This is a genomic window from Teredinibacter turnerae T7901 (assembly GCF_000023025.1).
Classification (GTDB): Bacteria; Pseudomonadota; Gammaproteobacteria; order Pseudomonadales; family Cellvibrionaceae; genus Teredinibacter; species Teredinibacter turnerae_B.
The window spans coordinates 4,515,737-4,542,571 of record NC_012997.1; the positions used below are offsets into that span (position 1 = coordinate 4,515,737).

Annotated in this window: 12 protein-coding genes; all 12 read right to left on the reverse strand. The window is 51.1% G+C overall.

What is annotated here, in order from left to right; all coding sequences use genetic code 11:
• Positions 1-60 precede the first annotated feature (60 nt).
• Positions 61-4,200, reverse strand: coding sequence for a glycosyl hydrolase (locus TERTU_RS18150; protein ID WP_015819560.1), 4,140 nt, complete (start codon positions 4,198-4,200; stop codon positions 61-63).
• Between the two features lie 452 nt (positions 4,201-4,652).
• A complete protein-coding gene (locus TERTU_RS18155; protein WP_015820516.1) occupies positions 4,653-6,578 on the reverse strand; it encodes a cellulase family glycosylhydrolase in 1,926 nt (641 codons plus the stop codon).
• Positions 6,579-6,582: 4 nt separating this feature from the next.
• Positions 6,583-9,138: a glycoside hydrolase family 3 protein gene (locus TERTU_RS18160; RefSeq protein WP_015819207.1), complete on the reverse strand. Its 2,556-nt coding sequence runs from the start codon at positions 9,136-9,138 to the stop codon at positions 6,583-6,585.
• Between the two features lie 114 nt (positions 9,139-9,252).
• Entirely contained in the window at positions 9,253-11,958 is a 2,706-nt protein-coding gene (locus TERTU_RS18165) for a TonB-dependent receptor (protein WP_015819613.1), read from the reverse strand.
• 144 nt (positions 11,959-12,102) lie between these two features.
• Positions 12,103-12,873, reverse strand: coding sequence for a LytR/AlgR family response regulator transcription factor (locus TERTU_RS18170; protein WP_015818294.1), 771 nt, complete (start codon positions 12,871-12,873; stop codon positions 12,103-12,105).
• Between the two features lie 10 nt (positions 12,874-12,883).
• Positions 12,884-14,032 carry a sensor histidine kinase gene (locus TERTU_RS18175; protein WP_015819351.1) on the reverse strand — a complete coding sequence of 383 codons (1,149 nt, stop codon included), beginning with the start codon at positions 14,030-14,032 and terminating at the stop codon, positions 12,884-12,886.
• Positions 14,033-14,338: 306 nt separating this feature from the next.
• Positions 14,339-15,805 carry a glycoside hydrolase 5 family protein gene (locus TERTU_RS18180; protein WP_015820433.1) on the reverse strand — a complete coding sequence of 489 codons (1,467 nt, stop codon included), beginning with the start codon at positions 15,803-15,805 and terminating at the stop codon, positions 14,339-14,341.
• A gap of 40 nt (positions 15,806-15,845) precedes the next feature.
• Positions 15,846-17,081: a glycoside hydrolase family 27 protein gene (locus TERTU_RS18185; protein ID WP_015820104.1), complete on the reverse strand. Its 1,236-nt coding sequence runs from the start codon at positions 17,079-17,081 to the stop codon at positions 15,846-15,848.
• Positions 17,082-17,108: 27 nt separating this feature from the next.
• Positions 17,109-20,426 (reverse strand): TonB-dependent receptor, encoded by a 3,318-nt coding sequence (locus TERTU_RS18190; RefSeq protein ID WP_015817392.1) that lies wholly within the window; start codon positions 20,424-20,426, stop codon positions 17,109-17,111.
• 125 nt (positions 20,427-20,551) lie between these two features.
• On the reverse strand, positions 20,552-23,860 hold the full coding sequence (locus TERTU_RS18195) for a glycosyl hydrolase (RefSeq protein WP_015818603.1): 3,309 nt from the start codon (positions 23,858-23,860) through the stop codon (positions 20,552-20,554).
• 512 nt (positions 23,861-24,372) lie between these two features.
• The gene (locus TERTU_RS18200) at positions 24,373-25,650 is read right to left on the reverse strand and encodes an AGE family epimerase/isomerase (protein ID WP_015818822.1); all 1,278 of its coding nucleotides are present in this window, start codon (positions 25,648-25,650) and stop codon (positions 24,373-24,375) included.
• Positions 25,640-26,818, reverse strand: a complete 1,179-nt coding sequence (locus TERTU_RS18205) for a glycoside hydrolase family 130 protein (protein ID WP_015818220.1) — start codon at positions 26,816-26,818, stop codon at positions 25,640-25,642. Before TERTU_RS18205 ends, TERTU_RS18200 begins: the two co-directional genes overlap by 11 nt.
• Between the last annotated feature and the right edge of the window lie 17 nt (positions 26,819-26,835).

A 26,835-nucleotide genomic window follows, 5' to 3' on the forward strand; every position in this document is an offset into this window, starting at 1 on the left:
TGCACCAGCGACTCATATCGCAATAGTCATAGCCAGGTTAGTCGTACAGTGACTAGCAAATTAGTAGTAAACCTCGAAGCTAAACAACGAATAGCCGTAGGGTGTTGCGCGAGTAACGCCTCGCATTTGTACGTAACGCGCTTGTGTCGCGGAAAATTCAATTTCGTCGCGGCCGCCATCGGCATTGCGAATTTCACTTAGCGTATTCCACTGGGTACCATCTGTGGAAACACGAATGTCGTAACCGCTGGCGAAAGCCGCCTCCCATTCCAACGCCACTCGTGAAATCGTGTAGCTACTACCTAAATCAACGGTAATCCACTCGCTGTCAGTCCATGCGCTGGACCAGCGTGTTCCGGCATCCCCATCCACCGCGTATGTCGCCAGCCAATAACCATCCTGCTCGCTGGATGCCGCTACCGATTTGCCTTCAGCCAAATCTCCTTGCGCGACACCGGTTTCGCCGTACACATCAAACGACCATAGCGAGTAGCCCCATGGGGTTCCACGCTCGGAGCCGAGCATACGAACATAACGACCGCTTGCGGAAACCGTAAAGCTATCGGTACCACCATTACCTTGGATTTCCGAGGCGACGGTCTGCCAGTTGTTTCCATCGTTGGAAACCTGTAGCTCGTAGGCTTTACCAAATGCCGCTTCCCAGACTAAATCGATTTTATTGATCGCGGTTTCGGCTCCCAGGTCGACAACAATCCATTCTGCATCACCAAAAGCGCTGCCCCAGCGGGTTTGTCCGTTGCCATCGCACACAGCATCGGCGCTGTAGCCCGCCTCTACAGAGGAGGCGTAGGCACTGCAAGGCAACGCATCACCTGGTGGAGGAGTAGGTGTGGGTGTGGGGGTCGGCGTAGGTTCAACCAGGTCGTCTGCCACGGTATTTAACCAGTTAATATTAATAACAGCAGTCGCAACCAGATTTAACATTTGACTGCCGCCGGGCAGCGATACCGTGGTGTCTACCGTTTGCCAGTTTTGTAAACCGCCGGTAGCAGGTATATCCAGCTCGCCAACCGTCGTACCGCCCACTTGCAACAGCAATCGACCACCTGTGACGCTGGCTACCCGCGCTTCTATACGGTAGCTGCCCGCGTCGCCATTAATGCGGTATTGCAGGTTATCCCCAGATTCCACAGCAGAAATATTCAGGAATCCCGTAGCGTCTTCCGTTAATTCCACGCGTACACCAGCAGCGCTGTTATAGGTTTCCGCTTCAATTAATCCGGGAAGCGTATGCACGACTGAATCGTTGTGTACAGGCATTTGCACATACACATTACCCAGTTCGCTCAGTACGCCAGACTGGCGCCAGTCGAATAAACCGTTGTACGGATGACCCTGACGGCGCCCAACAAACCAGGCGTAGCGCTCCAGGTTATCCATGGTTTCCATCGAATCGACGATTTGCGTCAGAAAATGTTTTTGGTCAGCCAGAGTCGTAGTGTCTTCCCAGGCAGAAAACTCAGTAAGCCAAATGGGCCGACCATATTTGTTGAACCTATCGATATACCACTCGACTGCGCCGGCGTCCGGCATGTAAGCGTGAATCGAAATAGCATCGACCCGACAATCTGGACACACCTCGAAAAAGCGGTCGAGATAATCGATTGGGTCATAGAAGGTTACGCCATTTTCTTCGTTACAGTTACCACAGTAATTCATCGCCACACTGACAATTTTTAAGTCGTAAGCATCGGCAATGGCTTCCAGTCGCGGCCACTGTGCGGCAGCTTCCGAGGGCGTCATATTGGCCTGATCAATAAAGTTAGGCTCGTTGAACGCAAGCAGGTACTTCACTTCGGGGTGCGCATCAATGTAATTACGCAACGCCTGATCGTCGAAATTGCCGTTCCAGGTCATCGGCACGAATTCCATGCCGTAATCCTGATAAACATCGGCTACCATCACATCCGGTTGGGTCGACCAGTTGTACCACCAGGTAACCCCTTGCGAAATCGCTGCCATATCTTCTTGCGAGTGGTTGCCATAGCCCAGACCGCGCTTTTCACTGCGCTGCTGGCCAAAATCATTGTCTACCAGAATATAGGCTGCCGTGGTGGCAGATAGCGAACCATCGCTCACGGTCAGGCTGACTTTGTAGCTGCCTTCTTCGTCGAAGGTGTGGCTGACCTGTGCACCGCTGGCCGTTTCACCATCGCCGAAATTCCAGGCGTAGGTTAACGGGTCACCATTTAAATCCAGCGACTTACTGCCGTCGAAATCAATAGTCACGCCTTTTTCACCGCCGAGCACCGAAGGTTTGATGGCCGCCAGGGGTTCGCGATTAACTTCCGGCACCCCGGGAATAGCACTGCCTGCTTGGCCGCCGGACAAGTAAATATCGTCAATGGCCAGGCTGCTGATTTCTCCAATACCCAACAACTGAAATACCTGGCGTACGTCGTACAGGTCTAAATCCGCAACAAGATCGCCCATTGGTATAACCAGTTCGTGCCACTGACCATCGCGAGCAAAACCATAAGGATCAGCACCGGGTTTAAAGTCGATCCAGGTTTGCCCGATCACATCCACATTTCCGCTCTTAATACCAATAGAAAAAGGCGTAGTGTCTGTGGTTTTTATTTTAAAATGCAGTGCCGCATTGCCATTGTCGAAAGCCGTTAAATTTACGGCTTCACGAGCGGTCAGGCCGAGACCAAACCAGCCCTTGCCTGTCGAAGAAACATGCAGCGAGCCATTGCCTTCAGCGACATTGCCAGGCTGTATTTCGAGGGTTTCTTCCCAGATAAACAAATCGCCAGTAACGCCAAAGCCAAAATTGCCCGCACTCTGGTGATCCGGTGTTTCCGTGTACAAACCGTAGTTACCGTACTCCGGCATGTCCAAGGTCACATCAGGCGTTAAATAAATATTATCTACCGCAAGCGTCATCAGTGATTGCGGTGCTGGACCAGACATACTGAACAGGGTTTTTACCGTACTCCAATCCACCCCGCCAAATTTACTCAGCGGAATGGCCACGTGGTGCCACTCGCCGTCGCGAACCAAACCGTATTCGTCGCCGCCTGCGGTTAAAACTACCGAGCCGCCCGCCGCTGCAGATGATTCCATATTGATGGAAATATCTGTATTGGAAGCCGTTTTCATATCGAAATGTAAATAGCCGTGACTAAAATGCGCGAGGTTGTAATCCCGATGCAGCAGGCCCATGCCCCACCAATCACCTGGTTGTATTTCGTAGGCGAGCGCGGAACTACCCTCCGAAGGCTGGGTAGCCACCGCCGCCATATTGTTCCACAAATAAATATTGGCGCGATCACCCCAGTCGTAGTCACAATCAGTGGTGGTCAGTTCGGTCATTACACCGAATACGCCGTTGCACGCTTCCTTTTGGTCGATGACCGTGTAGCCATTATCGTAAAGGCGCACGTAGTCAACGCGCATTTGCGCAGGAAACGGGGCGGTTATTTGTGCGGGGTCGGTAATATCCACGAAATTGAAACCACCGACCGCAAGGTTCAACAGAATATGTTGCGGCAAGTGAAATTCAGACATATTGGGATCGTCGATATCCATATTGAACACGACGGTGTCATCAACACTAAAGGTTAACGTACTCGGAGTCCAATCCATCTTGTAGAGATGAAAATCCTGCAAAGGCGTGGGGATCTGTACTTCGTTACTGGCATCCGCCTGGAGCCAGTCACTCCAGTCACCAGATTCGTGCCACCAGTGCGCGGCTGAAGATACACTGCGATTGGTACGACCTTCAGCGCGCGCCGTTGCAAAACCGGCTTCGAGAATATCGAACTCACCGGATTTGGGCCAACCGTCAACGCCAATATTGTCGCCAAGTGTCCAAAACGCGGGCCACAGACCTTCGGCTAAATCCGGTAGCTGAATACGCGCAACCAGCGTTCCGTAAGTAAAACTGAAACGACCGTTGGTATGAATGCGTGAAGAGGTAAACTGCTTACCGTCCTTCTCTTCACGTAATGCCTGAATGACCAGGTTGCCGTCTTGTTGAAAAATATTTTTTTGGGAGGCCGTATAAAATTGCAACTCACCATTACCGTTACCACTACCGCCGGTAGTGAAAGTCCAGGTACTGGTATCCAGAGTATTATTGTCGAATTCGTCCGACCAGACTAACTGCTGAGCGTAAGTTATTGGCGCGGCAAGCGAAAGACTCGCTATTGCCGCGATCAGGGGTTTTCTCATGGAAGGTCTCCGTAAGAATGATGTGATATTGATTATTCTTTTTTTTGTTCAGTACAACATTCTGAAAACAGAATACTGACGATTACATCGCAGAGCCTTCCCGGCCCATATCTAACACAGGTATTCCTTGAGCTCAGGATGGCAGCCCGCGACGGACTAAACAATAAAAAAGCGTTGGGAGGGATTCTAAGTGCGGCAGAAGGGAGAGCAATGTTTTCGTTCTGTTTTTCTGAACGCCATCATTAATAAGAAAGAAGTTTTTTTATTCCAATTAATTTGCGTTATTGATCACATCGTTTTTTACGCCAGCTTATAACGAAAAAAATGCCGTCGATCGCGAGAAATCACAACACGGCTGTGAAGCAGAACACATTTAAAAATCACTAAAACTCTAGTGACAAATGAAAAAGCGAGGTTCAAAAAAACACGCAGTTTCATTTTACGCGCAAGTGCTATTTTTTACAGAAAATCGGATCAGGCTGAAATTCAAAATCAAGCCAGTTGATATTCCAGCCACCACTTGCTGCCGATATCGTTAGCTGTTGATCGCCGGTTAGCAGGGGCAAAAAGCTTGATGCGCTACTCCAGGATTGCCAGCCCCCGGTATCGGGGATGCTAAACATGGTTGCAGCGTCGCCGATTTTTATCTCGATACCGGGCTCACTGCCAGATTCACTGGCAAGTCGCGCGGTTACCTTGTAACAACCGGATTCCCGAACGCTAATCGCATAGGTTGCCGTATCGCCCTGATCGATCCAGCCCAGATTAAACGCATGTGCGTCACCTGTGCTCGGAATATCTTCGCTGCGTTGCGCACCCATACCTGTAATGGATAAGTATGCTTCGGCTTCAATTTTACCGGGGATATACTGTGGCTTGCGCACGAGTGATACAGACTCGCCAGGAAAGCTTTCATCCAGACCCTTTACCGATGTGACACGATAAAAATTATCGCGATCACTGGGAGATGGATCGACGTAGGTCGCACGTTCGGAGTCAGCCAGCACTTCATAGCCCACATCCGGATATACACTCCGATAAATGCGGTACTGCGTCACGCCGGACTTTTTCCAGCGCAGTTCAATTCCGTTTTTTTCCGTGTGTATTGTTACTCCGGTCGGCGCTGGCGGAAGTGTAAAAATTTTAGCGGGTTCAGTGGCCGTAAGTGCATCGTGCAATGCAGTATTAACTTGGCGCGGAGCATCGGCGAATTGTGCGAAATACCCATGTATCTGATCGAGACTTGCAGCGGAAAAATCTACCTTCGCCAGACTAGGAGTGGTTGTAACCAAGCCCCAACTGTGAATATCGTCCGTACGCGCAACCACTTTGTACGCCCAACTGGTAGCTGCCCAATGCAGCTCGCTATAACGGTCGTAAGTGGCTCTGGTGATGGGCGCAGCAAGGTCTATGGGAAGATCTTCCCACGGTTGAAATTCTCCCACTAAAAATCCAGCGTTAATCCCACGCAACTGGTTCTGCCAATCGCACACACCATCTTTACCATTGGCACCACAGGTTAACCAGTCGCGATGCACAGCATACCCAGGCGATTGCCAACCAAAATGACCGGGGTAAAAATGCATTTCCAAGGCGACATTGGTTAAGCCTTTATCTGCTGGATTTCCGTAGGCGGCAATACCCTGTAAATGCCCCGGCAAAACAATCACATGTTCTTTATCTAATTTGCGAACTTCACGATAAAGTTCTTCGGCAAACGAGGCCATCACCTCGGGCGAAGCCCCCCAGGGTTCATTTAACAGCCCATAACCTGCCACCGCAGGTTCATGCCTGAAATGCCCTGCGATCTGCTGCCAGATCCAGCGCGTGCGCGCGCGATTGTCCGCGCTCGCCCAAAGCGCGTTTTGTCCGCCGCAACCGGTGTGATGCTCCCAGCCCTGACCGCCAGGCGCCCCGTGTAAATCCAGCAGAACATAGATGCCACGCTGTTTTGCCTGCGCTACCGCCCAATCGAGATACTTCCAGGCATCCGCACGCAAGGTTTGAGGTTTATCCTCGGATTCGATAATGCTCCAATGAAAAGGCAGGCGCACAAGGTTAAATCCGAATGAGGCCAGAATGTCCCAATCCGCTTCGGTCAGCCAACTTTGACGGTAGGTTGCTAAAAGCTTTTCTGTTTCTTTGTGGCCAAAGCGTCGGTCCAGTATTTTTTCCAGTGCGCACTGATAGGCAATGTCGTCCGCCATTGCCAGCATCCAGAATTCGAGGCTAAGCCAGTTCCCCAGATTGGTACCTGTTAGTGCTACCGGAGAATTACTCGCATCGACCCACTGACCATTGCGGATGTGCAGCGGCGACAACGCAGCCTGCGCCGCCAGTGAAAATAATAAACACAACAACGGCAGCAGGCATTTCACAGGATTATTCTCCCGGACACGTTAAAGGTGTGCCAGATTTGGCACTGATACGGATATTACTTAATTGTAGAGATTTCGCGTCGCCTTGCGAGCTTAATCGGAAAGGGGAGTCAATGTGATAAAACTCCACGCCCGCCAGATTCAAGCACTGCAAATCGATTTCGACCGTGTGCCACTCGCCAGTACTCAATGGCGCCAACACGGAATCCAACAGCAGGTTTCCGCCGCAGGTGCCGCCACAAGTCATTCCCAGCAACAAATTTTTCGGCCCTTCAGTTTGCAATTTAAGATCGAAAAATAGTGAGCTGTTGTTACTGAGATTCACCGCAAGATCCTGCATTTTTTCAGCGGTCAGTGCGAGACTTGCTGTCGAGCCCCCCTGCCAGCTAAGTTCCCGCGCATCCTCCTGAACATCTCTATCGGAGGTACGTACGGTGAGACCGTCTAACGTCACCACGCTGGAATCCATCGGCTTACTCTGCGTGCCGGATAGCAGCGTCATTTGCCAAGGCGGCAACGCGCGACCCCGGAATAAATCAACACCACGCGCGGCATCCCCTAAATTGGTTTGCCGTTCTTCGGGCAGCGGGTAAACGGTTTTATCCGTAGTACGGTAATTTAAGCCATAACCATAAGCGAACAATGGCGTTTGTTTGTCCCCGCGATTAGCCAACTGATACTCGTGGGCAGGCCAGGAATAACTGAGTTTACCGGAAAAGTCAGTTTGTACTTTGCCAGCGGAATTACGCAACAACACATCTGCCACTGCACCGCCTTCACTCCCGGGTAACCAGGCAACTACGAATGCATCAGATGCATTCAGCTCTGGATTTATCCACAAGGGGCGACCGGTCAGAAATACCGATACCACCGGAATTCCAGCGGCTTTCAATTTTTTAAGCAGTGCTAAATCGCTGTGGGAATTAACCTGGTATTCCAACGAGCCAAGATCGCCTTGCCCCTCCGCATAGGGATTTTCGCCGAACACCACGATGGCCACATCGGGCTTTTGGCCGAAACTTCCATCCGCACTCAGGGTAATTTTACCGCCCGCCTGCTCCACCTGAGCAGCGAGCCCGGCGTAAATAGAACTGCCGTTGGGGAAATCAGCATTGGTATTGCCGGTACCTTGCCAGGTTATGGTCCAGCCACCACTTTGTTTACCTATGTTGTCAGCACCATCGCCCGCAACCAAAATATTGGCCGTTGGCGAAATTGGCAATAACGCGCCTTTATTTTTTAATAGCACCAGTGATTCGCGCACAGCTTGGCGGGCGATTTCGCGATGTGCGTCACTGGCCAGCACATCGGCTTTGCCTGCGTAGGCACGAGTCGACGGCGCGCCGACATCGTCAAACAGGCCTGCACGAAATTTTACACGTAAAATTCTACGTACGGCATCGTCCAGACGCGCCATGGAAATTTCACCAGACTTCACTTGCGCGACAGTATTTTCGTACATGCCCTGCCAGTCGTCCGGTACCATAATCATATCCACACCCGCATTGATAGACGCCGCGCAACTGATATTGGTACAACCGTCAACCTGGCCGTGTCCATTCCAATCGCCAACCACAAAGCCATCGAAGCCCATACGATTTTTCAACACTTCGGTTAACAGGTAGTGATTGCCGTGCATTTTCAAACCGTGCCAGCTATTAAAGGAAGCCATAATCGTTTGCACACCGGCTTCAATTGCCGCGACATAACCCTGCGCGTGTAAACGGATAAGTGCGTCTTCGCTGGCAAGATTATTTCCCTGATCGTCGCCTTTATCGGTACCGCCATCGCCAAGGAAGTGTTTGGCCGTACCAATCACATGACCATCACGCAGAAAATCCTCCGCGTCTACCTCGCCTTGCATACCATTTACGTAGGCTTTGGCATAGGCAGTAACCAGTTGTGGATCTTCGCTGAAACCTTCGTAGGTGCGGCCCCAGCGGTCATCGCGCACAACCGCGACGGTTGGTGCGAATACCCAATCGATACCGGTTGCGGCAACTTCCTGCGCAGTCGCCGCTGCGATTTGCTTAATCAATTCAGCATTATGGGTCGCGCCAAGAGCAATATTGTGCGGGAACAGCGTTGCACCGATTACGTTGTTGTGACCGTGGACGGCATCGGTTCCCCAGATAGCAGGAATAGCGGTCTCGGCATTTGGCGCTGCTTTGGATGCCTCGTAATAGGCATCCGCAAGTGCCACCCAATCGGCGACGCTCGCGTGTTTATTGTTTTGGGGGAATGCGCCACCGCCATTAAGGATTGAACCAAAACGGTATTCGGCAAATTGCGCGGGCGAAATACTGCGAATTTCTGGTTGAATAATTTGCGCAACTTTTTCTTCAATCGACATTTTTGCCAGGTAGCGATCATTGATCGTCGCCTCGAGCGCCGGGTCTGACTTAATCGGGCTTTTTACCTTGGGCCACAATTGGATATTTTTTGAATGAGAATCTGCATGTTGGCGCTGGCTCTCAGACGTGGATTTAGCGTCGTCGGTACTGCAACCTACCAATACACTCAGGCAAAGAACTGCAGCCCACAGATGCGACATCGACATAGTAAACTCCATACGAATACATTCGCTGCAACTACAGCGAGCCATAAATTAACAAACGAGAAAAAACGAGTGGCAGCCGACTAGCTGGCTGGCGTGCCACTCATGGAGGAGTGATCAGAAGTTGTAACCCAGTCGAACGCCGTAGTATCTGGGCATACTTAAACTGCCTACTGGCGCGCCAGTGCTGCTGCCGCCCCAATATTGAACGACTTCGTCCGTTGCGTTATTGACAAAGGCTTCCGCATACCAGTCTTCATCTGCAGATTCATATCGCAGTGACAGGTTCACGGTGTAGTAGGCTTCCTGTTTGTCGTCCATATATTTGATGTCGTCATCATGAATGGCGAAATCCAGGTCGTCCGTATGTTTGTCGACGTTCCATATGGTGAGGTAGCTTGAACTCTGCCAATGGACACCCATCCAAGGCTTGAGCGTACCTGCAGCACCGAAATCGAAAGTGTGTTCGAAATTAATATTAAATACGTATTCCGGTGTTACTGGCAGCGAGTTTCCCTTCAGGTTAACCGCGAGCAGGTCGTTTTCAGGGTCTACAGAACTGGCGTACTCAATACCAAACATAGACTCTGCATCGTAGTCCCACTTGGTATTCCAGTCTTCAACCACTTCAGCTTTGGTCCAAGTCGCGAAACCGGTAATACGGCCATGCTCATATGGCGCCCAGTCGAATTCCAGTTCAAGACCTTGAATTTCGGAGCCGGGAACATTCTGGGTATAAAATGCGATGAGTGGCACCACATCCCAAACCAGAACCGGTTCGTTGGTATCCGGGTCCAGCACTGGTTGGCCGTTTTCATCTTCCTCGTTCACCAATCGGTGAATCTGCCCTAAAGAACCCGGAGACGCGTACTGCATATTTTCGTAATCGGAATAAAAATAGGTCGCGCTGAAATTCAGACTGCCATCTAATAACACCGATTTACCACCCAGTTCGAAGGTACCCACCGTTTCCGGATCGTAACTGGTAACGTGAATAATTCTTTCGCCAGTGTATTGATCCACCACGTTAACCACATCGCCAATACCACCAGCTTTAAAGCCAGTGGCGTAAGAGGTGTAGATCATGGTGTCGTCGGTCAGGTTGTAGTCGAACCCGATGCGGTAGTCTGTGCTAGTCCAATCCCCTTTGTTATCGTTAGTGTATACACCAGAGGTATACATGGTTTTATCTTCGTAAAAATCAGCTGGCAGCTGGTTGTAAATATCCCGCGCGCCATATGCAACCGTGGTACAGCCGTCGTCGTTATTGCAATCCAGGTTGCGCCCGCCATTGTCCTCTTTGGTTTCTGAGCTAAAACGTCCGCCCAAAATCAGGTGCAGCTTATCGGTAATGTCGTAAGTGCCCTGGGAGAAAATGGCGTAAGCGTCAGTGGTACGGTTTGGCTGATCCCAGAAGGTTTTACCATCCATCGAGTTGTTAAAGTAGCCGGCGGTTGTGGTTTGCTCGTGGAAATAGTTTAAACCCACAATCCAGGTGTAATTATCTGCATCTGTGGATTTAAACTGTAGTTCGTGGTAATTGGATTCCGAACCGGTGCCGTCCAAAAAGAACATACTCTGGTCGTAGAGGTTGATACCACCATCGCTATCAATTGCGGATTCACGTGCAATTTTTTCGAAACCAAACACGTAGCTGATATCCATAAAACTGGTCGCAGACCAGTCCACCGTACCGCGCACGTTGTCGATATCCAACTTCAATTTTCCAGGTACGTTAACTGAAACCTGATAGTTGTCATTCGTTGGGAATCGGGCACTGCAGTCGGTTAACTCTCCGGTCTGATTACCATCGTCATCACGGGCCTGGCGACCGCGCATTTTGTCGCAGTTCAAAAGATTAATACCGCCAGCGCTGTCGTTGACAAACTTCTGGTAGGACACATCAACCGACAGACTATCGACGGGGTCCCATGCCAGAGACGCCCTATAAGCGTACTCGTTAACCGAGCCATAAAAATCACTGGGGTCCGCTTTCACCACCTCACGGCGAGGTGTACCAGACCAATCTGAGGATGCCCAGTCAATCCACCAGTTCGTGCTGGTCTGAGCATAGAACTCACGCTCCCCATCACCCAGCTCAGGTGAGTTGCGAACCTCGTCTGGCAGGTAACGCGTATCAAACTGATTGGGGTCGTAATATCCTTTCAGATAGGAGTCGCGCTTTTGACCTTTTGCGGCGAACCGCAACGCAAAGGTATCGGACACTGGAATATTAACAACACCGGTTAACTCACGGTTATTCCAGCGCGCAAGCTCCGTCGACACACTTGCCTCGAACTCTTCAGTGCTGGCGCGATTGGTAATCACGTTAATGCTACCGACGGTAGAGTTTCGCCCGAACAATGTGCCCTGGGGACCACGCAAAACTTCGACGCGATCAACATCCAAAAACGTGGCGTTCCAGCTTTGCATCCGCGGTGCGTACACACCATCCACATGCAAACCTACCGCTGGGTCGCCCAGCTCGGTCGTGTTAGTAGAACGCACTCCGCGCATAGAAACTACCGGCGTAGACTGGCCGTTATCCATTTGAATACTGAGGTTGGGTACCAGGTCACCCAGGTCTTTGATATTGGTAACCCCTTGTCGATCCAGCGCTGCCGCATCTAGCGCAGACACTGCAACGGGAGTTTCCATAAGACTGGTTTCACGTTTAAAGGCCGTGACAATAACTTCTTCGACGACCGTTTTATTACTGCTTACTTTATTGTTTTCTGTTGCTTCATCCTGCGCGAGAGCTGGCAGTGCAAGCCCACTGTTAATTAGCGCAATAGAGATAGCCAGGAGTTTTCGAGATTGCATTATACGATTCCCCACGTAGGTTATTATTTTTGTCTTCGGAAAATTCCTAAAGGGTTTTATTACAGTCGCATAAAGCATTTGTAAATAATATCGATAAACGACAAAGCGGACTTAGCATGCGGCAGGACGGGATTGTGCACGCCATCAAGCGAGATGGGATATTTCCTTTCGGTAATTCCTGCTAACTTTTAATTCCTCACCGCAATGTAACAGCAGACGACTCTCGCCTTTGGTTAACGGAATAATTTGTTTTATCTGATCAATGTTGACGATAGTAGAGCGGTGTATTCGGCGAAAGTGATTGCCGTTCAAAATTTTTTCCAGCTGCTTCATGGTGCAGCGCATAATGTGGGTTTCGCCTTTACTGTGCACACAAATGTAATCTCCGGCGGCATCGATCCAGTCAATTTCATGTTGCGGCACCAGCAATACGCCATCGTTTTCACGGATCGCGAGGCGCGCGGTCTCCCAGGTATTTTCAGGTTCTGCCTCCTTGAGCACCCCCAGTGCTTTTAACAAATTGCCCTTGTAGCTATCATCGACAATCGTCAATCGCTGAAAAACCCGCGCTACCGCATGGCGAATGCGATCTTCACTAAAAGGTTTTAACAGGTAATCCACCGCGTGCAGGTTAAACGCTTCGACCGCGTACTGGTTAAACGCAGTTGTAAATACTATGAGCGGCACAACATCCGCCTGCAGCTTTTTGACCAGCTCTATACCGTTCAGTATTGGCATTTCAATATCCAGAAACACCACGTCTGGCTCCAACTGCTGAATAAGTTCCAAACCGCGCTGGCCATTGCGGGCAGTGCCCACTATTTTTACATTGTCCATTTCGGTCAGCATGGAGACCGTAAGGTCCAAAGCCAGAGGCTCATCTTCGACAATAACGGCAGAGATCGCTTGTTGCATTGTCAGCCTCCTAGCACTCGCTAAACAGTACGTGCGGAATGCGTAACTTGACCTGAGCGCCACCAGCTTCCCGGTTACGCATGTCCAGCTTGCTTTCTTCGCCATAGAGCAGATGGAGCCGTTCCCGCGTGTTGCGCAGCCCGACACCGCGGCCCGAGGTGGTTTGTTCCACACTGGAAAATCCGGGGCCGTCGTCGGCCACCACAATAGTTAGTACGCCCTTGGCGACAAAGCCCTGAATTTTTATCTCCCCGCCATCCTCTTTATTGGCGATACCGTATTTAACTGCGTTCTCAATCAATGGTTGCAACAATAAACTTGGCACAGCACTGCGTCGCGCCTCGGGCGTAACTTCCACGCGCACGCTCAATCGGTCAGCAAATCTGGCCTGCTCTATCTGCAAATACAAGGTCAGCGCATGTAGCTCCTGCTCCAAAGACGTTTGTAACTTCGGATCGTTAGCCAGTGAGAAGCGCAAAAATTCCGATAGGCGAACTAGCATTTCACGCGCTTTACTATTTTCTTTAAGATGAACCAGCGCGGAAATAGCATTGAGTGTATTAAAGAGAAAATGCGGGTTCAGCTGATAACGCAACATTTTAAGTTGCGCCTCTTTGGCCGTGGTTTCTGCCTCCAGGCGCTTGAGGTGCTCCTCGCGCCGGTCCGCGTCCAGACGAAGTGAGAACACCAACTGAGCCTGACGCTCCTGGTAAAGCTTGATACTGTAATAGAGTGCAGCCCAGCACGAAAAAATAAAAAAGCTGGGGTAGAACCAACCACCAAACTCGGTGGAAAGCAGATTCTCTTTATGATCGAGCCACATAAAGGCAATCATGCGCAGTAACGTCCATACGGTTGCTCCTGCAACGACTGCCATAGCGGTCACGAATATGCGCAACGCTACGTTTTTCTGCCAAAGCGCTTTGAATATCCAACGCAGAGGTAAAGTCACCGCCAAACCAATTATCGATTGCAAAATGGTGTGTACGATGTGTTGCCAGTAAATGGTGTTGTAGTAAAGCGTTAACGATAGAAAGGTAAAAACGGCTACGCCTGTCCAGCCAAAGAGCTGCAGTATCCAAAACTGCATGCCGTAATCGCGGTCGATTTTGTCCAGCCATTCATGAGCGCCGGAGTGGGTGTGCTGTGCTGCCCTCATTCTTATATCCGCACTATGTTCATCGGCGAATAGTTTACGAATTACCGCGGACTGTTGGATGCGGGACGCCGCAAAGCGGACTTTTTGCACGACAAAAGGGACTCTAGCCATCGCGATTGGAATTTTTATTGTTTTTAGAATTGTGCTCTAACGACCACTTAGACCTTTTGAGTCAAATGGGGTAGAGCCTGTTTACGTTATCAATGTATACGTATAAAGGGATATTGCCATCAGTTCGACAACTCTGGCAAGGCAGAGCTGTGAACTGTTAGCAGTTTTTAGGATTTACTCATCGCTTAGCGACTGTCAGTGTTCGACGCGAAAAGTCTGGATATTAGAGGGTGCGGATTCGCCGCTTTCGTTGCCGGCGAAAACCCGGTAACGGTAAAGACCTGGCGTGAGTTGCTCATCGAGATAGAGCGGGGCTTGCGCCGGGTCGTATTGCTGCATCCCGTCGCTTAGGTCGGAAGCGCGGGTTATCCATTCGCTCCAGCAGGGAATGAACCCCAAACAACGCTTGCGTACAGATCGTTCGATACGGTAGTACCTGCCGACCGGTGCTCCCAGCCAGCGCAATGCGCCCGCTTCGGTGATTTCACGCAGAACCGGAGGTTCCGGTACCGGCAGCGGCGGTGGTCCGGACTGCCCATCTTGTTGGGCCTGCGCGAGGCGCACCAAATCAATAACTGCTTGCTCCTGATTACTCTCTCCCTCGGGGAACCCGGGTAGATGATAGCTAAAATGCCCGTTGTACTCTCGGTGCCAATAAAACCCACCGTTGTGGCGATGCCCGCGCCCTCCCCAGATAAAAGCACCTGAGGCTTTGTGACCCTGGTAGTCCGCAAATACCACGGCCTGCATTATTTCGTGTAAACCAGCCGCATCGCGCAAACCGAATTCCCCCACCATGTAGGCTTTTTCCCCTCCCACGGTAGCAAGATCCAGACTGACCTGTTCAGGCCGGTTATTGTTGTTAGTGGTATAGAAATGGTTGGAAATAATATCCACGTTTGGGTCGGTCAAAGATTCGGGAATGATTTTCAGATAGGTACCATCGACTACCAGTTGGTCTGGAGCGATTCGCTTGATGAGCGCCGCTGTTTCCCGCACAAAATCTGCCGTCGATCCTTTGAGCTCATTACCGGTTTCCCACGCCATAATGGCTTTTTCGCGGTTGTAAGGTCGCCCGGTCAGGGTATTTTTACGGGTAAGCACCTGAGTGATAACGTGCGTATAAGCCTTATATGTCTGGCTTTCCAGACGATAAAAATCATCGCCGGATTCGCCGTAAAACGCGGCCAGTTGCTCGCGGCCCCCCCACCACTGCCAGTGATCAATAAACGGTAAAATCAACCGCAATTGATATTCATCTGCCAGAGCAATCATGCGGTCGTAATGCCGCATCGCGGTTTCATTAAGCACAGGCATACCACCCGGCTCTGTCGGCGGGAGTATGTGGGTTTCCCTACCACAGGCATTGTCAAAAGGCGTTGCAACAGACAATACGTACACCCGCATTGCTTTATGTCCGGTGCGCACCAGCGACTTAATCCAGTTCTCCTGCTCTTGCGGTGTCGGCCATTTAAAATATTGGCCCCACCCCCGAGGATCGGCCTTGCACACCCCCTTTGCGTCATCCTCAATGCGATGCAGCTCCGGCATGTGAATACCCGCAAAACGAAACACCTCTTCGCCATCATACAGGCGCGAACCCTCGCGGGTAATGTAGTTATCGAAACTACCAAACGCCTGACCCGCAAACAAACACAGCAATGCAACAGCCGCACACGTCCGGCGATGGAACGTCAATCTATTAATGAATTTCACTGGTGATTTTTTCCAACCGATACAGTTTTACTGCGTGAGGTTCCACTGAGACACGCAGCGAAGATTTTGTCGTGCCGGCAGATTTGTTCGCCCACAGATCGAAAATTTTGTACCGGGAATTTGCAAAACCCGCGGTATAAAATTGTCCGTTGCCCGGAAAGTCCGGGTCAACAACATTTTCGTTGCGCCAGTCAAACGATACGCCTGCCTTTTTATCGCCCCGATTAAGAATCATCATTGCCCATTGTTTATCCTGCAAGGGCTTAAACCAAATCTCCACATCGTTCTGCGTTTTATATTTAAAAGCCTGCACGCCAAGCGCATCCTGGTTTACCGCGATAACTTCTGAATGCGTCAGTATTTTTTGGGTGGATTTTGACATGCTTCTTAAGTCGTTGCCGGCAATCAATGGCGCGGCCAGCATCGCCCATATAGAAAAATGCGCGCGATCTTCATGTTCGCTCATCCCGTTGCCCACTTCCATCATGTCCGGGTCATTCCAGTGGTCTGGCCCCGCGTACTGTCGTAACCCGTCCTGCATATCCAAAATGCGCAAAATACCCCAGGACGACCAGCTCCCATGGTCCACTTCACAATCCCAGCAATTAATAATATCGCCTGTGGTGCGCCAAAGATGGCCCATCTCTTTGCCCCACAACCAGGGTTTATTGTCACCCCACTCACAGATACTGAGCACCACTGGTCGGCCGGCGGCTGCAAGTGCATCGCGCATTGTGCGATAGGCGCCGGGGGCGCTAAGGTTCTCAGTGTTGCACCAATCGTATTTCAGATAATCAATACCCCAGCGGGCATACTGGATCGCGTCCTGATATTCATGGCCGTTCGACCCAGGTCGCCCGCCACAGGTTTTATTGCCAGCATCGGAATAAATACCCAGTTTCAAACCTTTACTGTGAACATAATCCGCGAGCGCTTTTATACCGGACGGAAAACGGGTTTTATCTGCCTGAATAAAGCCATTTTCATCGCGCTCGCCATGCCAGCAATCATCGATATTTATGTACTGATAACCCGCATCGCGCATACCCGAGGCCACCATTTTATCGGCAATGGTCTTTATCAGGCCCTCATCAATGTCGCAGCCGAAGGTGTTCCAGCTGTTCCAACCCATTGGCGGCGACAGAGCGAGCCCTTCAAATTTATCTGCCAGAGCCGCCAGCGAAACAAACGGCAACAACGCCAAAATTACGATAGTTTTCATAGTCAAAATAGCTCGTATATCGCAGGGTTAAAACACTTCTCGAATTTGCACACCCAGCGTTATCCGCCGTTCGTTGTAATAGCGTTTATCGACAAGATCCTGCCATTGCAAATACTCTTCCGCATGCTCTTCGGTCAAGTTTGTTGCCTGCAGCGAAAAGGTGATACTTTCCCACGGCGAGTAACGTATAGATGCATCCAGATAGCCCACCGCTTTTGCCATTCGCGCCAGTACCACCGGAGATTCCGTACGTTGACTGATAAACCGTTCGGAGCGCCAGTTGTAGGCCAGGCGTGCCTCCCAATTATAATTTTCGTAGTACAACACGGCATTGTACTGATGTTCGGAGTTGTCGAGCATAGCCAGATCTTTACCGTAGTAATCACGCAACCCACTCTCAGAGGGTGAATAGGTATAATTTAATTGCCAACCAAGCCCGGCCAATGGCGTGTCGGCGACAAGATCATTGAGTTCCTGCTGATAACCCAGTTCAAGCCCTTCGATTGTGCCACCTTCATCGCCGTTCACCATCCCCGTGGTTGTAACGGCCCCGGTAAGTGCATCCGTTTCTAAATCCCAACCGCGTACGACGCCATCGGAATCGGCAATGTTTGGATCTTCCCAGGTGGAGCGTACGGGAAAACTTTCTATTTCATATTGGAAAAGCCCCACGTTTACCATTGCTAGGTCGGTTAAATACCATTCCCAACTCACGTCCATATTTGTTGAACGCCACGGATCTAGATTCGGGTTGCCGTTGGCGTTGGCATTTACCGCACAAAAAACCGCTTCGCCACTCGAGGTTGTGATGTCACAACCAATAAGGCGGGTCACTGAAACACCCCCAGCCAGGCTGTTTGCATTGTGATTACTCATATTTTTAGCGTAGGCGAAACGCAGCTTATGGCGCGGGGTTAGATCGATACTGGCGTTTGCCACGGGCAGTACGTCAGTGTATTGACGATTGGTTTCGAGTTGGCCACCGGCAATCGCCGGCGCACCCGGGCCGGGTAAAAACTGTTGGCCGCCAAGCGTAAAATATTCCGCCGTTGCAATTTCAGTTTGCTGTATGTCCATTTCAGTGTCGACCACGCGGACACCAATATTGGCCGCATAGGTCATACTGCTGGCAGCAATGTCACCGGCAAAATTTGCCTGGAAATAATAGTTGGTTGTTGTTTCTTTGTAGTTGTAGGTCAACGAAGGATCGGCGAGTTTCGCTTGATTACCATAGACCTGCTCATGAAACCGGGTAGGGTTATCCATGGCTTTCGGATCTATTGTCCAAAAGCTGTCGACACCCGTCACGCCTTGTAAATCAGTAATTTCGGTTACCATGCCCGCAAGGCGTGGGTCACTAAATGCAATGGTATCAATGTAACTTTCGCCGGTGAGCGGGGCTTGCGTGTTCGGGTCTTTCCATCGTGCAACGAATGGATCCGCGTAGCCGTTCGTATGCATGCCTACCCCTACCCAGGTGTCCTGTTTTACATCGCGCGTTGCTGCACGAACACCGAAATCCACGCTGCGCAAATGATTAAATTCGAATGTATAGCTCGCATCTAAGCGCGCCGCATCCAGCTCGGCAAAGCGGTAATAGCCACTGTAATTTGTCGATGTGAGGCTGTAGCGGTCCACATTAGTACCCATAACTTCCGGCGCACCATCATAGGCAATACGGTTGCCTGTGCCGTCATCCACATACAATGTAGATTGCGCGTCGGTGCTGAGCGCGTGCTCGCCATTTTCGTTGTACAGAGTCGCGCCTTCACTTGTGAAAAGTGGCAGGTTCCAATTTTGTTGGCCAGCGCGATAATTTATACCTACGGGAATCACCATGTAATCTGCGGTCTGCTTTTCCCAGCTTTCCGCACCGGTTACGTCGTCGACCGATAACTGATATCCGTAGCCGGGCACACCGGCGTAACCCCAGGGATTCGCCGGGCCCAACTCCACGCCACCGGGACCTTTAACTGATGCTCCGCCCTGGCTGCCATTATTCATATAACCGTCCGTCACGCCGAGCTCGCTGTCCTCTTTGCCTTCGCCATGAATGTAACGCACACTCGCAGTCAGCGGGCCGCCGTTGTCGAACGCTAATTGCAGGTTGGTATTTAATGCCTGCTTTTGAATCCAGTTGGTTTCGGTATGGCTCATGTTGCGTCGTGACTGCCAGATAGCATCCTGCACACTGGCGAAATTCGCCCCATCTACCACAGTGTACTCATCACCGTCCACCCGAATCATTTCGTGTTCCGTAGCGCCCCCGGGCTGCAGGTCGAACCATCCAGTAACACCCTGCCAGGATTGGCTGGCAACAAAACTGGCTTCGTACTGATGCTCATCCATGTCCGTATAAAACACATCGCCCGTCAGCTTAACCGCATCGGTAAGCGCCCACTCGACGCTTCCGTTAACACCCGTTCGCTCCCGGTTAATAATTTTATTGGTCGCCTCATGTCCCTGAAATGCGTAATACGCATCTGCTGGCGATCCGCCGACCGCATAGAGTCCGCTGGTACTATCCTGCACCGCATGAAGATCATCACGATTGGCGTCTACACCGGCGTCACCCAACGCGAAGTTTGCATTTTCATTGGCGACAAATCCCCAGTCTTCCCCGGTAGAACCCACGGTATAGTCAGCAAGATTGCTGTCCGAATAACTTAAATTTAGACTGGCAGCAATACGATTATCGAAATTATGCGCGGCAAAAAACGCAACCGATGGGTCATTTTCCTGGGTGTAAGAACCCTGCGATAATTCTGCTTTACCAGAAAGCGTGGTACCCGGGTCCATGGTCAGCGGGCGATGGGTTTGAATATCAATAGTACCCGTAATCCCCCCCACAGCCGTGCTCGCCGTTGGCGACTTTAATACGGTGATGCCGCTCACCATGGTTGCTGGAATATCAGCAAAATCCGGTTGCACATTGGTGATGGCGCCGGCTGAAATCATCTGCTCGCCATTTAACGTGGTCATCACATTACCATTGCCACGAACATTCACGCGGGCACCTTCACCACCAGAACGAACAACTTGAATTCCGGGAATTCGCTGCAGCGAATCGGTAATAGTGGCATCCGGTAACTTTCCGATGTCGGTAGCGGTAATTGCATCGACAATATTCGAGCTGGTGCGCTTAATATCCTGACTCTGCTCTATTGCCGCGCGCACGCCGGTTACGATGACTTCTTCAACAACCTGTTTTGTGCTGCTCTCCCGCGCAGGATCGCTGGTTTCTGGGCGATTGGTGTCTTGTGCATGGGAAGGCGCCGCGCTAGCAGCTGCGGAGATAAAAACATATAACGCATTGCGACGAAATAATTGGCTTGTGATGTTCATCGTGTTGATCCTGTTATTATTTTATAGTCGTATCTCGGGGCTCAGGCCCGAGCAGGCAGTCGAAGAAAAAAAGCGGGCGAACCCGCTCACCCAACCGTACTACTGACAAAGCGGTTGAAATCGTTTTATTCGGATTCCTCTGTTGCGGTAAACACCACGCTATCAACAACAAATTCAGCCTGGGTTGCGCTGGTATCGAACGCCTCGAACTGCACCCCCCAACCAGCAATTACGCTGTAGTCGCGCACATCCAGCGTCAGGGTCGCCCCACCCGCCGGAATCACCACAGGTTCGGCATTCACCCATGTCCAATTTTCGCCATGCTTAACAAATAATTTAGCGGTAACGCCCGTACCGGCGCCGCGGCTGTTTACCCACACCTGTAACTCAGCGATATCCCGCACATTAATTTGCGGGTAGGTTTGCAGTACCACGCTGGGGTTTTCCGCCCAATCAGTTTTTTGCGACGCGTCCATACGCAGCACCAATGCTCGCGTGTTTTGTTCGCCAGTATTTTGTTGAATTTCGGCGGCGGCAATGGGCTGCCAATCCGCTTGAGCTTCCCACTCGCCGAGTTCTTCAAAACTTTCGTAATTGCTATCGTCCAAAGAGACCTTGTCGATAAAGACTTCGACCGTTGGTGCTGAGAGTGAGAAGTTCTCAAATTGCACGCCGAAGCCTGAAAGCGTATCGATACTACTGATATCAATACTCAACACGTGCGCATCGCCCACATTTACGGCTCCGCTATCCAGCCAATTGCCTGCGGCGTCTTTAACCCACAACTTGCCAGTCACCCCGTCGCCGCCAGTTCCTGTGTGTACTGCAATCGACAGTGTTTGCACGCTACTGACATCGACGCCCCCTTCCGGATAGCGCTGCAGTACCGCACTGGGATAGTCACCCCAATCGGTTTTTTGCGCTGGGCTAAAGATAAAACCTAAACTTTGCGCCCCCTCGGCAGCCCAGCGATTGCTGATGCCGTAACCCGCGTGTTCGCGCCAATCCAGTTGACCAACAAATCCAGCGCTCTGCTCAAACCGGGTGATCGCCGTTTCATCGCCCTCCGCATCGCGCAGCAGAATTTCGTCAATAAAAAATTCCGCCGCCGTACTGGCCGCATCAAAATTTTCGAATTGCACACCAAAGCTGGTGATACTGGAGAAATCGAATTCGCTGCCGGTAAGATCCAATACGAGGGAAACACCACCGTTTGCGATGGCCTGAGCGCCCGTGTCTTTCCAGTTGCCGCTGGCATCTTTTGCCCATAGTTTCGCCGTGACCGAATCTCCCGCATTTTGTGCATTAGCGATTAATTCCAGAGCATGCATGCCCTCGCCACTTTGTGGCTCCCAGGTTTGCATGATCACGCTGGTTGGCGTTTCGCCCAAAGCTTGCCCGGCGGCGGGAAGATCCAGGTTTGCGCGCAGCGCACGAAAGCCACCGCCCACCCACTGGGATTGAACAGCAACACCTGCCGTTACGGCAGCGGACCAGTTCACCTGTGCATTAAATAAAGCCGCATCATCAAAACTCGCAAACACCCCTGGTGTTGTCGGCCCAACGCCCCCGGAAACTTTTGCTGGCAGATCTCCAGCATTTACTGTTACCGCCGCGTTATAGCGCGCAGCAGTATGATTGCTGAATTGCGGTCCCCAGCCATCACCACTACTCCAGGTTGAGAAATAAGACCACCACACATCGGCAGCGGCCATAGCTTCCACGTCGGGAACATAGCCGGTTTCAGTCAGCGCAATCAGTTTTTTACCGTTGAACCTGGTAAGCAGGGTGTCCCACTGAGATTTGAAAATTGCATCTTCGCCGTTAGCACTGCTGTCGTAGCCATCAAATCCGACAATATCCACATAGGCATCACCGGGATACCAATCACTGGAAAGCTCCCCTGTTGCCGAATACACCCAGAGCAAATTGTTCAGCTCACGTTCCTGAGTGAAATAGACGTACATTAAATGCCAGAGCGCCTTAAAATTTTCCGGGCCATGCGCGCCCCACCAAAACCATTCTCCCTCTGCTTCGTGCAATGGTCGCCACAGCAGCGGCACGTCGGCGTCGCGCAGCGTTGTTAATTCATCGGCAATAATGCGTAAATCGGCCATTAACGCGGCATGTTCTGCACTGCTGTCTTCGGTGAGCGCTTTGGTTAAATCGAAATTGGTGGCTGCACTGTAAAACCCTTTGTACCAAGGCTGCTCGTCGGTATCCAACAAATCGAGCGGCGCATTCCAATGCCAGCTGGCAGAAAGGATTGCCCCACTCTCACGCACTTGCAACGCGGCTTCAGTGAGGCCGGTATTCAAGGTTCCACGCGCAGCGCGGCTCGCACTGTAATCCATGTAGTCAAATGCATAGATTGCAGGAGTTTTACCCCCCTCTGCTTCAATGTAAGCGTGCTCTTCCAGGGCATTACTACCGTCGTAAATCGCACTTTGCTGACCCGATAAAATGCCCTTGGTATACGTTTCAGTTAAATAGGTTTTAAGATCGATAGCGGCTTGTGACGCCTGCGCGTTGATAGGTGCTGGTGGCACGGCCAGCGGAATGGGTGGCGCTGCGGCGGGAAATAACAGCAGGCTGTCGAGGCGGTAATAATTCCAACCATCGGCAACGCGAATATGATGCTCGCCTGCGGCGAATTTAAAAGTACCGACTTTTATTTCGGCTATTTGACCTTCTACCGAGAGCACCACTTCGGTGGGAACATCGTTTACCGTGACAATTGCATTTTTACCGCCGTAGCCAAGGCCTATACCGTAGCGCAAGGTCAATGCGTAAAAACCCGCATTTTCCGACGCGACCACAAAACGAAAATCAACGCCTTGGCCCGGCGTCAAGTCAGCGGTCATGGCATCGCCAGAAGCACCACTGATAAATTGGTCATCACCTGGATGCACCAGACTTGCCCCACCCGTAAGCGTGGCGACTTCTTGGTCTTCCGCTTCAAAGGTTAATGCCCGTGCCGGATCAAACGCAACGACACTCGCATTTGCGCGCAGGTCATTGCCATCGGCATCGGTAGCGACCACACCGTCAGCGTCGACTCCTTGAATTTCAAAACGGTAGGTCAACACACCGTTGTCCGTGGTTGCCGGCGTAGTAAAAGTGATTGTGTTGCTGTTCCAGCTAGTGTCGCCAGTCAATTCGACTTCCGGCCCCGACGTTTGCACCCAGCGCACACTCAGCCCATCGCGCGGATAACCCACAATCCGACCACTCAGTGTTGCACTTTCGCCGAGGGGAATTTCTAACGACTCACCCGCAATAATGCCCAAAGGGCGTTCTTCCACTTGATAGGATTGATCGCTGTTGTCGATAGCGCTCTGCTCGACACTGCCCCCACAGCCGCTTAAACCAACCGCGGTTATGACTGACAGGCAGCCGATCGCCAGCATTCGCCAATAAAAACCCGTGAACATAATCCGACCCCTCGTTGCTTATTGTTATGTTGTCGATACTTGAGGTAGCGGGTAGCTACCTACCCGTAGAACTTAAAAATTTTAATAGCGCTGAAATAGTTACTTTATTTATATTATTTAGTTAGTTGCTGAATGCCAACGACCATAGGCTGTACAGCTCCTAAAACCTGGACCCAAAGAACCTAAGCCCAAGGTCGCGCAGCGGCGCATCCTAACATCCATAGTTAACTTATTAAGTTATCTATATTTATTATATTAAATACGATATTGGTACAGAATTGCTTAATTGTCCAGCGTCACGTGCAATTTTTATACGCTTTTAACCTTTTAACCTTTTAACCTTTTAACCACGCGGTTAACCTATTAATCACCACACCGCACACCTGTTAACCCGACGATCAAATTGAAAGCCCTATCTGTTTAGATGACTCCATCTCTTCAATTGCACGCTCTTTGGGTAATGGCGGTGCCTTCGTGTACCACCGGTTAACGTTGCAATGTTCACTACCGAGCTAACAGTCGACATTCAACACCGAATTAATCCGAGATATTAATTCCATCAGCGCACGACCGTTGTGATACGGCCCCTTCCAAAAGCCGGCCAGATAGGCGCGATAACCTGCCCCCTGATCACTGCGTGCGAGCCAGGGCCATTCACTGCCCGGGGTAATAAATTCCGCTTCCAAATAGCGCCACAGGGAAAACACGGCATCCAGGTATTTTTGTTGCCCTGTTAATTGCCACGCATTAAAAAAGCCCACCATGGCCTCTGCCTGAACCCACCATACTCGCTCTGGAATGTTCAACTGGCGCTGTTTATCGAACACGTCGTAAAGCGAGCCATCGGTTGCGCGCGCTTGGGCTAAGCAGGTTTCCGCCAGCGCAATCACATCGTGTCGGTAAGATTGCTTTAGCGCATCGTCCCCCAGTACATCCGCGGCTTCCCACAGCAACCAACTGCTTTCTATATCGTGGCCGTAACTGAACGCCAGGCTTTCATCCTCCCAATGAGTATTCATAAACATATGAACGTGCCTGGAACTCGAGTTATACACACGGGAAACATAGAGTTCGAGCAATTGCTGAACACTCGCGGCAACCTGCTGTACCGCTGGCGACTCGGCCTGCCTGAGCGCGCGCAGTAAACCCGTATACGCCTCCAGTAAATGCAAATGCGTGTTCATGGTTTTGGGGCTGGCTAAATCCTTTTCGCTTAAACGGATATCGTCGAGCTCACGCCACTCGCGACTAAACGCTTCGAAATAGCCACCATGGGCGCTATCCAGTGCAAACTCTTCCACCAGCTCATAAATCGTCAACGCCTGTGCTAGCGCATGCTCATCCGAGGTTAATCGGTAATAGGCACTGAGACAGTAAATAGCAAATGCCTGCGCATATATTTGCTTGCGCCCGTCGCGAAGCTCACCGTTTGCATGCAATTCCCAAACAACACCACCGTATTCCGGATCAATAAAATGGTGGCTAAAATACTGGTAGAGGGCCTGCGCAGATACCTTTGCAGATGCAAGCCCGGACGTCGGCCCCGATGCAGGCGCTAAAGAATCTCTACCCAGTATTGCCACTTCACTAAAAAACCAAAGTAAGCGCGAACCGTAAATACCGCCTTTACCAGCTTGGTGCTGGGGAAGCCCCTGGCTGTTGATCTCACCAGAAAAATTGCCATCGCCCACCACATTGCTCGCCCACCAGCTAACCAGATGCGCTAACTCGTTAGCACAATTATTTTGTAGGAGAATTAACTGCTCGCGGGTATCCGTTTCAGTTTCCACCGCGCAACAGCTCCAGGTTTTGACGAATTAATGCAGTGCGAGTTGCCACAGACGCAGCAGAGCGCAACCCGTCCGGCGGCGTATTTTTAACGTAATCCAGCAATTGACGTACACTCGTTGTCGCCACATGAATTCGTGTATCCGACGACGCGTAATAAATAAAAATATCCTCGCCGCGCTGAGTCCAGCCATTACAGAAGCACACATTGGAAACATCGCCAACTCGCTCCTCACCTTCAGGGGCAATTAAATAACCCGCAGGTGCATGAGTAACCTGCCAGGGCGCGTCTTTGTCGGTAAGAAACAAATAGAGCACATAGCGCAAACCTGCCGCCGTATTGCGAACACCGTGCGCCAGATGCAGCCAGCCATCGGCCGTTTTAATGGGTGTTGGCCCCTGGCCGTTTTTGACTTCTTTAATGGTGTGATAGGCTTTTTCGTCGACGATGCGCTCGTTGGTGATTTCCGCACGCGTCATATCGTCGCACAAGCCCCAGCCAATTCCACCACCGCCACCTACACTGATAAAGCCATCCTGCGGACGGGTATAAAACGCGTACTTGCCCTCGACAAATTCCGGGTGTAACACCACGTTGCGCTGTTGCCCGCTGTGGGTAATTAAATCCGGCAAGCGTTCCCAGGCAACCAGATCACGGGTGCGGGCGATACCACATTGCGCAGTGGCGGCAGAGGTATCCTGCGGTTGCGATTGATCTTTGCGTTCAGTGCAAAACAAACCGTAAATCCAACCGTCTTCATGCTGCGTCAAACGCATGTCGTAAACATTGATGTCCGGGTCGTCGGTTTCCGGCATCTCAATCGGGTAGTCCCAAAAACGAAAGTTATCGACGCCGCTACTACTTTCGGCGATAGCAAAAAACGATTTTCGATCGTTGCCCTCCACCCGCACCACGAGAATATGTTTATCGTTAAACATCATCGCGCCGGGATTAAACGCAGCGTTTATTCCCTGGCGTTCGAGCAGCATCGGATTACTTAACTCATTAAAATCGTAGCGCCAGAACAAGGGCGTATGGGCCGCAGTCACCACCGGAAATTGCCAGCGTTGAAAAATACCGTTGTTTGTTGCTAGCGGTTGATTGCGCCGGTTAACTAGCTCTTCATGCTGGGCCGCGAGGGCCTCCAGCTTTTTGTGAAATTCGCTCATAAGCTTCCTACTACGTT

Coding starts and splice junctions, on each gene's coding strand:
- TERTU_RS18185 (WP_015820104.1), bottom strand. CDS start 17,081: ATGAAAACTATCGTAATTTTGGCGTTGTTGCCGTTTGTTTCGCTGGCG.
- TERTU_RS18195 (WP_015818603.1), bottom strand. CDS start 23,860: ATGTTCACGGGTTTTTATTGGCGAATGCTGGCGATCGGCTGCCTGTCA.
- TERTU_RS18175 (WP_015819351.1), bottom strand. CDS start 14,032: ATGAGGGCAGCACAGCACACCCACTCCGGCGCTCATGAATGGCTGGAC.
- TERTU_RS18160 (WP_015819207.1), bottom strand. CDS start 9,138: ATGTCGATGTCGCATCTGTGGGCTGCAGTTCTTTGCCTGAGTGTATTG.
- TERTU_RS18170 (WP_015818294.1), bottom strand. CDS start 12,873: ATGCAACAAGCGATCTCTGCCGTTATTGTCGAAGATGAGCCTCTGGCT.
- TERTU_RS18150 (WP_015819560.1), bottom strand. CDS start 4,200: ATGAGAAAACCCCTGATCGCGGCAATAGCGAGTCTTTCGCTTGCCGCG.
- TERTU_RS18190 (WP_015817392.1), bottom strand. CDS start 20,426: ATGAACATCACAAGCCAATTATTTCGTCGCAATGCGTTATATGTTTTT.
- TERTU_RS18205 (WP_015818220.1), bottom strand. CDS start 26,818: ATGAGCGAATTTCACAAAAAGCTGGAGGCCCTCGCGGCCCAGCATGAA.
- TERTU_RS18165 (WP_015819613.1), bottom strand. CDS start 11,958: ATGCAATCTCGAAAACTCCTGGCTATCTCTATTGCGCTAATTAACAGT.